Source organism: Lachnotalea glycerini (assembly GCF_003201285.1).
GTDB lineage: Bacteria > Bacillota > Clostridia > Lachnospirales > Lachnospiraceae > Lachnotalea > Lachnotalea glycerini.
Genome location: NZ_QICS01000001.1, coordinates 750,797 through 763,621, shown reverse-complemented (window position 1 = coordinate 763,621; position 12,825 = coordinate 750,797). Strand labels below are relative to the sequence as shown.

The following is a 12,825-nucleotide window of genomic DNA, read 5'->3' as shown; positions in this document are numbered from 1 at the left end:
TTATATCATATAAAAGACCTGTTGTGGTAACGTGTAAAAGTTTTGATTTCTATGAAATATAAAACAATGTGTGGACGCAAGAAAAAAGGATTAAATAATAAAAGGAGATGACTTTTATGTCGAAAATTGGATTTGTTGGAATGGGAAACATGGGATACGCAATGCTGAAAGGAGCGTTGAATGTATTTTCACCAGATGAACTATCGTTTACAGATGTAAATGAAGAAAGATGTAAAAATGTTTTAAAAGAAACAGGTGTAAACTATTATAGTAGTAATGCGGAATGTACAAATAACAATAAGTATATAATTTTAGCAGTCAAGCCTCAATATTATGATCAAGTTATAAAAAACATAAAATATGTTATTACACAGGAACAGGTTATCATATCCATTGCGCCCGGAATTACAATTGAAGAGCTTAATACAAAGCTTGGGGCAGATAAAAGGATAATGAGATTAATGCCTAATACACCAGCCTTGTTGGGGGCGGGAATGACAGGTATATCCTATAATAAAGAAATTTTTAGTGATGTGGAAACGGATACCGTTAATAAATTATTAACTTCCTTTAGTAAAGCTGAATATGTGGAAGAACGCTTAATGAGCGCAGTGACATGTGCAAGTGGAAGTTCACCAGCTTATGTTTATATGTTTATAGAGGCTTTAGCAGATAGTGTAGTTAAATATGGACTGCCAAGAGATCAGGCGTATGAATTTGTTGCACAAACTGTGAAAGGGGCGGCTGAAATGGTTCTTGTAACAAAAGAACATCCGGGTAGATTAAAGGATCAAGTATGCTCCCCGGGAGGAACTACGATAGCAGGAGTTGCTGCTTTAGAAGAATATGGATTTAGAAATGCAATTATGAAAGCAACGGATGAGTGCTATGCACGTGCAGAGAAAATAAAATAGCTTATTTTAATGAAAGAACGGAGAATAAAATGGCTGAAAAATATAATAGAATAAAGCGTGAGCTTGTACATAAAGGACAAATTATAGAAATATACAAGGACTATGTAGAAATACCTAATGGCACAGTTGCACAATGGGATTTCATTGGACATAAGGGGGCAGCAGCCGTGATCCCAATTACAAAAGAAGGTAAGATTTTAATGGTGAAACAATATAGAAATGCAATAGACAGGTTTACCATAGAGATACCAGCAGGTGGCTTAAACTCAATAGAAGAGGCTATGTATGATTGTGCTTCACGAGAATTGGAAGAAGAAACAGGCTTTAAATCAAGCAATCTTGAATTCTTAATATCACTAAGAACGACAGTTGCATTTTGCAATGAAAGAATTGATGTTTTTGTTGCCAGAGACTTGATTAAAACCTGTCAGAACCTGGATGAAGATGAATTTGTAGATGTTGAAGCATTTGAGCTGGAAGAGCTATATGATATGATTTTTGAAGGTAAGATTCAGGATGCCAAAACGGTTTCAGCTTTGTTTGCTTATAAAGCGAAATACTGCTAATTTTAAGTCATTCAAATTATATGAATTGCATATAATGAATAAACAGCATGTTTCAGTTAAGGTGAATATTATTTTAAAAACAAAGATAGTCCATAAAAAACTTTTTTTAATATTATTTATGGTGAGCTTTCTCAGTGGTATTGTTTTTACAAATGTTTTTGGAAGAGCATATATTCTGGGAGTAGGTTTAATGGGTGAATATTTTTTATTAAACTTTCAACATACTCAGATTAATTTCAGCAGATTGTTTATATATGTCTTTAAGGAGCGTATTAAGCTATTCTTGCTCATAGGAATTCTAGGTATAACTAATATAGGGATACCTGTTATTAGTCTGTTATTTATGTGGCTAGGCTTCTCAAGCGGTGTGCTGCTATCTGTGGCAATATTAAAATTTGGATTAAAGGGAATCTTGGTTTGTATGGGAGGAATATTTCCTCAATTTTTAATTTATATACCAGTTATTTTATTTTACTCTGATAAAATTATAGACAAAAGGTTTCTTGATAAGAAAACATTACGAAAGCAAAATATCATTGAGTATATTTTGTTTTTAGTGATTGGAATTATCATTATTTCAATTGGTGTTATATTAGAAAGTTATATTAATCCGTTTATCTTAAAAAGTTTGATAAACTTAATTGATTTAAATGGATAAGGCAATTAAAATTAAAAATAATATTACAAGATGTAGTAGTTTATTCTTATTATGTAAGGATATGTTGTGCTTTTATAGAATTCCCAAATTATGGCGTAAAATATTGTTTGATTTTACGCCATTTTCTTATTATAATACTAATTATATAACACATTTGTAACATTTTGGTAAAAATTGTGAGGGAATAAAATGGAACAGAATATAGTGGCATTTATCGAGTATTTACATAATGTAAAAAAAACAACAGGTAATACTGAGCTTTCGTATCAGAGAGATTTAAGAAAAATGGAGGCTTATTTTATGCAACTAAATATTTATGATGTTAGCAAAATTACTTTTACCAATCTAAATTCTTATATTTTATATTTAGAGCGTAAGGGATTTGCGACATCAACGATTTCAAGAAATATTGCTTCAATAAAAGCTTTCTTTAATTACCTGTTTAAAGAAAAAAAGATAAGCAGTGATATTGCTGAACTGTTAAAATCTCCTAAGCTAGAGAAAAAGATACCTGATGTTTTAACTGTGGGAGAGGTAGAGCAGCTTCTGAATCAGGTGAAAAGCTCTAGTCCAAAAGAAATGCGTGATAAGGCAATGCTTGAATTACTTTATGCTACGGGTATTCGAGTTACAGAATTAATTTCTCTTAAATGTTCAGATGTAAATATAGATGTTGGATATATTGTATGCCATGATAAAAATAAAGAAAGAGTTATACCATTTGGAGATAAAGCAAAGGATGCATTAGAACAATATATGAATAATTCAAGAAGTATTATGATTGATGAGGAAGAAAATCAGATTTTATTTGCCAATTGCTCTGGGAAATCTATGAGCAGACAGGGATTTTGGAAATTAATAAAGCATTATGCTAAAAAAGCAGGTATTAAATCAGAGATTACTCCACATACTTTGCGACATTCCTTTGCTGCTCATTTAGTAGAAAATGGAGCTGATTTAAAATCCGTTCAGGAGATGCTTGGCCATTCTGATATATCGACTACTCAAATTTATGCAAACATGAGTCATAACCGAATTAGAGAAGTATATAAAAAAGCCCATCCGAGAGGATAGGCATAAGGATGCCCAAAATATGGGCTAGTTTGTAATATACAAAGACAAACACTTAGCTATAGTTCACTAATCAATATGAAATGTTAGCGGTTAAGTTCCGCTAATTCATAAATAAGGCGTTCTGTAGATTCCCACCCAAGACAAGGATCAGTAATGGATTTACCATAAATATGATCACTTATTTTTTGGCTGCCTGGTTCAATATAGCTTTCAATCATAACACCTTTCACAAAGCGATTGATATCAGGAGAAAGAATTCTGCTATGCATTACTTCTTTCACAATTCGAATCTGCTCAGCATATTGTTTATTCGAATTCGCATGGTTTGCGTCTACGATAACAGCAGGATTTTGTAAATCACGTTCGTTGTAAAGATTCAGTAGAAGGTTTAAATCCTCATAATGATAATTAGGAAGAGATTGTCCGTGCTTGTTAACAGAACCTCTTAGGATGCAGTGTGTTAGGCTGTTTCCATTTGTTTTTACTTCCCAGCCCCGGTAAATAAAGGTGTGACCTTGCTGAGCAGCTACAACTGAATTTAACATAACTGAGAAATCACCACTGGTAGGATTTTTCATACCGGCAGGAACCTCTAATCCGCTTACCGTTAATCGATGTTGCTGGTTTTCAACTGAACGTGCACCAATTGCAACATAAGACAAGATGTCAGATAAATATCTCCAATTATCTGGATAAAGCATTTCATCAGCGGCAGTCAGCCCACTTTCCTCAATTGCACGTATATGCATTTTTCGCATTGCAATAACGCCTGCAAATAGATCAGGTTCTTTTTCAGGGTCTGGTTGATGTACCATTCCTTTATAACCTTCACCTGTTGTCCTTGGTTTATTTGTATAAATTCTCGGAATTAAAATCAGCTTATCCTTTACTTTTTCCGAAACCTTAGAAAGCCTGCTCACATAATCACAAACTGCATCTTCATTATCAGCCGAGCAAGGACCTATGATAACTAAAAATTTATTGGATTTTCCAGCTATGATATCACTGATTTCAGCATCACGTTTTTCTTTCAATTTTGCTAAAGCTTCTGGAAGAGGATATTGTTCTCTAATTTTCTCAGGAATAGGTAATTGCTTAATAAATTTGAAACTCATTGCTTTTCTCCTCATGATTGCATCTTATTTGTAAACTTTTTCTATTATAATATATTTTAAGATGATTGTCGACTGTGTACCTCGTATTGGATGAAAATAATTTTATCTTTATTGAGTATTGCGTACAGGAAATAATTTTATCCAATTAAGCATCACTAAATATATGACCGTGGTACAAGCACAGGATATAGTCACATTTAACAAATCAAAAGAAAATGGTAACTTATTTAAAAGAATATTGGTATATACTCCAAAGCAGATGGCTATGCATAAAATCTCAACAGGTTTTACTATCCATGTATATAAGGATATGGTTATAGGAATATATTTATTAAGTACAATATAATTTAAAAGAGTCATCACTAATTGTCCGATTAATAATCCCCATAGATACCCTTGTATACCAAAACGTGGAACACATAAAACAATAAAAAGAATACGAATTAAGATTGATAGTAAGCTATGGATAAAAGTGGTTGTTGTTTTGCCAAGACCGTGTAAAATACTATTAAGCGTGGTCGATAAATATAGGAAAGGACATATCCAAGCCAGAGTAATGATAAATTCTCCAGATAAATTATTGTTAAAAATAATGTTTCCAATATCATAACCAAAGCTTAAAAAAATTCCGGTGCAAAGAATTCCAAGAATCAGACAGTATTGTATAGTTACTTTTGAGGTATGACGTATTCGGTTCATATTTGAAGAAGCTTGTGCCTCCGCCACATCAGGCAATAGCATGACAGAAAGCGAGTTTGTAAATGTAGAAGGGAAAAGGATCAGCGGTAGTGACATTCCGGTTAAGATCCCATATATGCTAAGAGAATTACTAGAGGACAATCCATATTTTCTGAGTTGAATCGGTATGAGTACCGCTTCAATGCTTTGCAGTAAAGTAATTACAACTCGATTTGCTGTAAGTGGAAGAGAAAGAGTAAAAATATTTTTAAAATAAGTTAGAGGAATACGGTTTACTATTTTAAATGTTAGAGGTAGGTTGGTTTGCATTAAAATAAACGTAGTAGTAAACAATACAGAAGCAATTTCCCCAATAACAATGCCAATGGCTGCAATAGCAGGAGTGATTGGAAGACCCTTTTCCATTAAAACAAGATAAATAACATATACACTTAAGACGCGGACAATTTGTTCAATGAGTTGAGAAATTGCAGGGATCTCAGCTTTTTTAATACCATAATAATATCCATTGATACAGGTATGTATTGCACCAAATGGAACGGATAGTGAAATTATTTTAAGCAGATCAATACATCTGACTTCATTTAAAAAATGATAGGCAATGTAAGAAGCATTCGAGTAAATCAGATAACTAACAAAGATAGAGGGCAGGACAGCTAAAATCAATCCGGCCAAGAGAACCTTCAATGCTCCGTTCTTGTTATTAGATGCCATTTGAGCAGATGTAAACCGAGATATTCCGGTATGTATTCCAGATACGGTCAAAGAGAAGCAAAGTATGTAGATGGGAAAAATAAGTTGATAAATTCCCATACCTTCTGCACCTATTGTATGAGATAGGAATATTCTATAAAAAAAGCCAATAATCCGGCTGATAAATCCGGCTATTGTTAAATATAAAGTTCCTTTTATTATAGTATGTTGTTTTTTCATTAATGAACCTTAATCAATAATATTTTTAATATTTTATTCAACAAACTACAATATAAGAACATGTTGGAGGGGAATAGAGTGGGAAAATTCATTTATCTTGATAATGCGGCTACAACTCAGACTTCAGAAAGAGTAATTAGAGCTATGCTTCCTTATTATGCAAGAAGCTATGGCAATCCTTCTTCTATCTATGATTTTGGAGAAAAAAATAAAAATTCAATCTTGAAGAGCAGAGAAATAATAGCAAATGCAATTCATGCTAAATCAGATGAAATATATTATACATCAGGAGGAAGTGAGTCAGATAACTGGGCACTCAATATAGTAGCGAATAAAAATAAATTGGAAAAAAGGCACATAATCACATCGAGAATTGAGCACCATGCTATATTAAACACATGTAAATTTTTAGAAAAACAAAATGTAGAAGTCACTTATCTAAATGTAGACGAAAACGGAATCATCAATCTAGAGCAGTTAAAAAACAGTATCAAACCATATACTAAAATGATTTCTGTTATGTTTGCAAATAATGAGATTGGAACAGTAGAACCAATCAAAGAAATTGGAAAATTAGCCAGAGAAAAGAATATTATTTTTCACACGGATGCAGTACAGGCGTTTGGGCACATACCTATTGATGTAGAAGAGTGCAATATTGATATGTTAAGTGCAAGTGCACATAAGCTAAACGGTCCAAAGGGAGTAGGCTTTTTATATATACGTAACAATATAGAAGTTTTACCTCTTATTTATGGTGGTGGACAAGAAAAAGGAAAAAGGGCTGGAACAGAAAATGTTCCTGGTATAGTAGGGTTTGGCGAAGCAACTAAAATAGCCATTGAAAAGCTAGAACAAAGAAGTAAGAAGGAAATGAAGCTAAGAGATTATCTGACTAAGAGAATTCTTTATGAAATTCCGTTTACAAGATTAAATGGAAGCAATAAGGCTAGGCTGCCGAATAATGTAAATATAAGCTTTCAATTTATTGAAGGAGATAATTTGCTGGTTATGCTTGATACGGCTGGAGTCTGCGCGTCAGTTGGTTCAGCCTGTTCGTCAGGTTCTAAAATACCATCTCATGTACTAACTGCAATTGGCTTACCAGATGAAATAGCCTATGGCACATTACGAATGACACTCAGTGATCAAAATACATTTGAGGAACTGGATTATGTAGTGGATACCTTAAAAAAGCAGGTGAAGGAGTTACGAGAAAAGAATAATCGATATGAAGAAATTTTTGGCAAGTACTAGTTATTTTTTTAGATTACTGTTATAGTATTTAGGAATAAATTGTCTATCATACCGTATATATAAGGTGTGTATTTTCAATATCTATGTTCACTTTAACTATATTTTAAGTGAACATAGATAATTGTAAAAATATAAATTTTGATTTCTACAAGTAATTGGTCAGATGGAGGAACATATGGATAAGAAAAAAGTGGTCATAGGAATGTCTGGAGGAGTTGATTCCTCTGTAGCAGCCTATCTTTTGAAGAAACAGGGCTATGAAGTCATAGGGGCGACTATGCAGATATGGCAGGATGAAAATATAGATATACAGGAAGAAAATGGCGGGTGCTGCGGCTTAAGTGCTGTTGATGATGCCAGAAGAGTAGCCAATGATTTAGAAATTCCCTATTATGTCATGAATTTCAAAAGTGAGTTTAAAGAAAATGTAATAGATTATTTTATAAATGAGTACATACACGGAAGAACTCCAAACCCATGTATTGCTTGCAACAGATACGTAAAATGGGAATCGTTACTTAACAGAAGTCTAGAAATAGGTGCAAATTACATTGCAACGGGGCATTATGCGCAGGTAGAAAAGCTTAAAAATGGCAGATATACGTTAAAAAAATCGGTCACTGCAGATAAGGATCAAACTTATGCTCTTTACAATTTAACTCAATATCAGCTATCACATACCCTGATGCCAGTGGGAGAGTATACAAAGGATGCAATTAGAGAAATTGCAAAGAAAATCGGCCTTAAGGTGGCTAATAAGCCGGATAGTCAGGAAATATGCTTTGTTCCAGATAATGATTATGCGAAATTTATTGAAGAGAACTCTCAGTATCAATCATTAGAGGGTAATTTCGTAGATTTTGATGGGAATGTAATTGGAAAGCATAAGGGGATTACTCATTATACAATCGGACAGAGAAAAGGACTGAATCTGTCAATGGGACATCCTGTATTTGTAACAGAGATTCGAACAGAAACAAATGAGGTTGTGATAGGAAATGCCGATGATGTTTATGCAAATAAATTGATTGCAAACAATATTAATTTTATGTCTATAGAGGATTTGACACAAAAAATGCAAGTTATGGCTAAGATTCGCTATAGTCATAAGGGTGATTTATGTACAATAGAAAAGTTGGCGGATGGATCTGTTTTGTGTAACTTTGATGAGCCACAAAGGGCTATTACACCAGGGCAGGCTGTTGTTTTTTATGATGGAGATTATGTTGTTGGAGGGGGAACAATAAAGTGTGGAATAATATAATAAATATACCTTATATTATGAAAAAATATGTCGAATTTTAATGTTAAATCTATGTTAAAATCATGTTAAAGTTGTGTGGTTATTTTAAAATCTATTGATAAAAAGCTTTATTATATGTTATTCTTAAAATTGTAAAAAATAAGTAAAATAAACATCAGAAGTTTAACATTAGGAGGAAACAAAATATGTCTATAACTGACATTGGAATGCTTTTTAGTTTTATAGGAGGACTAGGGCTATTCTTGTATGGAATGAACGTAATGGCTGACGGTTTACAAAAATCAGCTGGGAATAAGATGAAGCAGCTATTGGGATTTTTAACAAATAACAGATTTTTGGCAGTTCTTGTTGGGACGGCTATAACAGGTATTATACAAAGTTCATCTGCAACAACAGTAATGGTAGTTGGCTTTGTGAATGCAGGAATAATGAATCTTACACAGGCTGTTGGAGTGATTATGGGGGCGAACATTGGAACCACCGTTACAGCATGGATCGTGTCAATGAGCGAATGGGGGGCTTTCTTTAAACCTGAATTTCTTGCACCGCTAGTTGTTGGTATTGGTTCATTTATTATACTGTTTAGTAAAAGTGATAAGAAGAAAATAATAGGAGAAATAGCGGTAGGCTTTGGTATTTTATTTATTGGTCTTAGCATGATGTCGGATTCTATTACTCCATACAAGGATGCGCCAATTTTTAGCCAGGCTTTTGCAGTTCTTGGAAGTAATCCGATTTTGGCATTATTGGCAGGAGCCGTTGTAACAGGTATAATACAAAGTTCTTCTGCTTCAGTAGGTATTTTACAAACCTTGGCAATGAATGGAATTGTAAATTGGAAATCAGCTATATTCATCACGCTTGGACAAAATATAGGTACTTGCGTTACTGCTTTATTATCTAGTGCTGGAGCTCAGAAAATGGCAAAAAGAGCAGCAGTTATTCACTTATTGTTTAATACTATGGGAGCCATTATATTTGGTATCATAATGTTTATCATATTTTCATTTGTTCCGGATTTTGCTTCTAGTAGTATCAATAGTGTTGAGATATCAATATTCCATACTATTTTTAACGTAACAAATACAATAATTTTATTCCCATTTGCAAACCAGCTTGTTAAATTATCTGGAGTAATTATTAAAAATTCAGAAGTAAAGGAAGAAACGGCAGAAAAAGAAGAAGCGATTACCTTAAGACATTTAGATGAAAGAATTCTTGAATCTCCTTCTTTCGCTGTAGAAAATGCAATTTTAGAAGTTGCACATATGGGCGACATTGCAGTTGCGAACACAAAGCTTGCATTTGAAGCGGCAAGGGAAAATGATATTAATAAGGTACAAACTGTCTTTGAAAATGAGAAAACAATTGATAATCTTCAAAAGCTGATTACGGAATATTTAGTTAAGATTAACAATTTATCCTTAACTGAAAAACAACATATGATTATTAATAATTTATTCTATATGGCGAATGATATTGAAAGAGTCGGTGATCATGCAGAAAATATAGCTGAACTTGCAGAATTTAAATGTAAGAACAACATCGTTTTTTCAAATAGTGCACAGGATGAGATTATGCAAATTATGGATATCGGTTTGAAATCCATTCAAAATGCAATTCTATCAATAAAGGAAGAAAATATTGAATATGTAAGAAAAGTAGTAAAATATGAAGACATGGTGGATAATATGGAAGAGGAGCTAAGAGAAAAGCATATTGAACGACTCTCTAATAATCTTTGTACACCAGAGTCAGGCATTGTTTTCCTTGATATAATCAGTAATCTGGAAAGAATTTCTGATCATGCATATAATATTGCAGGCTATGTAAAGGATGAAATGGAATAATCATTGAATGTTGTAGGTATAAAAAAATAGTACTTGAATTTTTGGTATAAATTAGTTATTATATCTTTAGGTTGTGGTTTTATTAACAATCTTTCGCAACTCATAGTTTAATTGCTGTTATTTAACAGTATATTATAAAATATTTTTAACTTTAGGAGGAATTAAAAGCATGGCAGTAAAAGTAGCAATCAATGGTTTTGGACGTATTGGACGTCTTGCATTTAGACAAATGTTTTCCGCAGAAGGATATGAAGTAGTAGCAATCAATGACTTAACAAATCCTAAAATGTTAGCGCACCTATTAAAATATGATTCAGCACAGGGAAGATATGCATTAGCTGATAAAGTACAAGCAAAAGATGATGCAATCGTAGTAGCTGGAAAAGAAATTAAAATCTATGCACAAAGAGATCCTAAAGATCTTCCTTGGGGAGACTTAGATGTAGATGTTGTTTTAGAGTGTACAGGATTTTTTGCATCTAAAGAAAAAGCATCAGCTCATATTACTGCAGGCGCTAAGAAAGTTGTTATTTCAGCACCAGCGGGAAATGATCTTCCAACAGTTGTATATAATGTAAATCATGATATATTAAAAAAGGAAGATACAGTTATTTCAGCAGCTTCTTGTACTACAAACTGTTTAGCTCCTATGGCTAAAGCTCTTAATGATTTCGCTCCAATTCTAAGTGGTATTATGACTACAGTACATGCATATACAGGAGATCAGATGACTCTTGACGGACCACATCCAAAGGGAGATTTAAGAAGAGCCAGAGCAGCAGCATGCTCAATCGTTCCAAACTCAACTGGAGCAGCAAAAGCAATCGGTTTAGTAATCCCTGAATTAAATGGCAAATTAATTGGTTCAGCACAACGTGTTCCTACTCCAACTGGATCAACAACAATTTTAGTAGCAGTTGTAGATGGTAAAGTTACTAAAGAAGAAATTAATGCAGCTATGAAAAAAGCTTCCACTGTATCTTTTGGTTATACAGAAGAAGAATTAGTATCTTCTGATATCGTTGGTATTTCAGAAGGATCATTATTTGATGCAACACAGACAATGGTTACTCAGCTTGATAATGGAACAAGCCAGGTTCAAGTAGTAGCTTGGTATGATAATGAAAATTCATATACTAGCCAGATGGTTAGAACCATTAAATATTTTGCTGAATTAGCATAATATATATTTAAAGACTCAACATGGGTCCGGTCTTTGGGGCCGGGCCTGTTTTATTGTAATTTTGTGATAATAAATAAGAAAGTAGGTAAATATATGCTTAATAAAAAGTCAGTTGATGATATTAATGTAAAAGGTAAAAAGGTTCTTGTAAGATGTGATTTTAACGTACCATTGCAGGATGGAAAAATAACAGATGAAAATCGTCTTGTGGCTGCTCTTCCAACGATTAAAAAATTAATCGCGGATGGAGGAAAGGTTATACTTTGCTCACATCTTGGTAAACCAAAGGGAGAGCCAAAGCCAGAATTATCTTTAGCACCAGTTGCCAAAAGATTAGCAGAATTATTAGGACAAGAAGTTAAATTTGCTGCAGACCCAGAGGTTGTTGGCCCAAATGCAAAAGCAGCAGTAGAGGCAATGAAAGATGGAGAAGTTGTTTTAATAGAAAATACTCGTTACAGAGCAGAAGAGACAAAAAATGGAGAAGCATTCAGTAAAGAATTGGCTTCTTTAGCAGATGTGTTTGTAAATGATGCATTTGGTACTGCTCACAGAGCACATTGTTCAAACGTTGGAGTTACACAATTTATAGATACAGCGGTAGTAGGATACTTAATGCAAAAAGAAATTGATTTTTTAGGCAATGCTGTAAATAATCCAGAAAGACCATTTGTAGCTATTCTTGGAGGCTCAAAAGTTTCTTCTAAGATATCAGTTATCAAAAATCTGCTTGATAAAGTAGATACTCTAATCATTGGTGGCGGAATGTCTTTCACTTTCGCAAAAGCGAAAGGTCAAGAAATCGGCAAATCATTAGTAGAAGAAGATTTCTTAGAATACTCAAAGGAAATGATTGAAAAAGCAAAAGCAAAAGGAGTAAAATTATTACTACCCGTTGATACAGTAGCATCAAAAGAATTTTCAAATGATGCACCGTTTCGCGTAGTGGAAGGAAGCTTAGCAGCAGATGAAATGGGACTTGATATTGGGCCAAAAACCCAGATTTTATACGCAGATGCATTAAAAGATGCAAAAACAGTTGTTTGGAATGGACCTATGGGCGTATTTGAGATGTCAAACTTTGCAGCAGGTACAGTTGCAGTAGCAAAAGCTTTAGCTGAAATAGATGCAACTACAATCATCGGTGGAGGAGATTCCGCAGCAGCAGTAAATATCTTAGGATATGGTGATAAGATGACACATATTTCAACAGGTGGTGGAGCATCATTAGAATTCCTAGAAGGAAAAGAACTACCAGGCGTAGTAGCCGCTAACGATAAGTAGAGCACTTAACGATTGGCAAGCCAAAGGC

General features: G+C 33.6%; 11 protein-coding genes. 9 read left to right on the top strand and 2 right to left on the bottom strand.

What is annotated here, in order from left to right; genetic code table 11:
• Positions 1-116: 116 nt before the first annotated feature.
• From proC to xerD, 4 genes are all read left to right on the top strand, one after another.
• Entirely contained in the window at positions 117-914 is a 798-nt protein-coding gene (gene proC, locus C8E03_RS03145) for a pyrroline-5-carboxylate reductase (RefSeq protein WP_094376822.1), read from the top strand.
• 29 nt (positions 915-943) lie between these two features.
• On the top strand, positions 944-1,480 hold the full coding sequence (locus tag C8E03_RS03140; protein WP_094376821.1) for an NUDIX hydrolase: 537 nt from the start codon (positions 944-946) through the stop codon (positions 1,478-1,480).
• Positions 1,431-2,138, top strand: coding sequence for a stage II sporulation protein M (locus C8E03_RS03135; protein WP_110290266.1), 708 nt, complete (start codon positions 1,431-1,433; stop codon positions 2,136-2,138). Before C8E03_RS03140 ends, C8E03_RS03135 begins: the two co-directional genes overlap by 50 nt.
• 189 nt (positions 2,139-2,327) lie before the next feature.
• Positions 2,328-3,212 (top strand): site-specific tyrosine recombinase XerD, encoded by an 885-nt coding sequence (xerD, locus tag C8E03_RS03130; RefSeq protein ID WP_094376819.1) that lies wholly within the window; start codon positions 2,328-2,330, stop codon positions 3,210-3,212.
• A gap of 83 nt (positions 3,213-3,295) precedes the next feature.
• On the opposite strand, the gene C8E03_RS03125 is transcribed toward xerD, so the two are convergent.
• Together C8E03_RS03125 and C8E03_RS03120 are read right to left on the bottom strand one after the other, a co-directional pair.
• Positions 3,296-4,327 (bottom strand): 3-deoxy-7-phosphoheptulonate synthase, encoded by a 1,032-nt coding sequence (locus tag C8E03_RS03125; protein WP_094376818.1) that lies wholly within the window; start codon positions 4,325-4,327, stop codon positions 3,296-3,298.
• A gap of 108 nt (positions 4,328-4,435) precedes the next feature.
• A complete protein-coding gene (locus C8E03_RS03120; RefSeq protein WP_110290265.1) occupies positions 4,436-5,959 on the bottom strand; it encodes a putative polysaccharide biosynthesis protein in 1,524 nt (507 codons plus the stop codon).
• 78 nt (positions 5,960-6,037) lie between these two features.
• Between C8E03_RS03120 and nifS the strand changes: the two genes are divergently transcribed.
• The 5 genes from nifS (at position 6,038) to C8E03_RS03095 (ending at position 12,797) form a co-directional block, all read left to right on the top strand.
• On the top strand, positions 6,038-7,216 hold the full coding sequence (gene nifS / locus C8E03_RS03115; protein ID WP_094376816.1) for a cysteine desulfurase NifS: 1,179 nt from the start codon (positions 6,038-6,040) through the stop codon (positions 7,214-7,216).
• 175 nt (positions 7,217-7,391) lie between these two features.
• Positions 7,392-8,480: a tRNA 2-thiouridine(34) synthase MnmA gene (gene mnmA / locus C8E03_RS03110; RefSeq protein ID WP_110290264.1), complete on the top strand. Its 1,089-nt coding sequence runs from the start codon at positions 7,392-7,394 to the stop codon at positions 8,478-8,480.
• A gap of 185 nt (positions 8,481-8,665) precedes the next feature.
• Positions 8,666-10,330 (top strand): Na/Pi cotransporter family protein, encoded by a 1,665-nt coding sequence (locus tag C8E03_RS03105; protein ID WP_094376814.1) that lies wholly within the window; start codon positions 8,666-8,668, stop codon positions 10,328-10,330.
• A 169-nt stretch (positions 10,331-10,499) separates the two neighbouring features.
• Positions 10,500-11,513, top strand: a complete 1,014-nt coding sequence (gap, locus tag C8E03_RS03100) for a type I glyceraldehyde-3-phosphate dehydrogenase (RefSeq protein ID WP_094376813.1) — start codon at positions 10,500-10,502, stop codon at positions 11,511-11,513.
• 93 nt (positions 11,514-11,606) lie between these two features.
• Entirely contained in the window at positions 11,607-12,797 is a 1,191-nt protein-coding gene (locus C8E03_RS03095) for a phosphoglycerate kinase (RefSeq protein ID WP_094376812.1), read from the top strand.
• Positions 12,798-12,825: the final 28 nt, after the last annotated feature.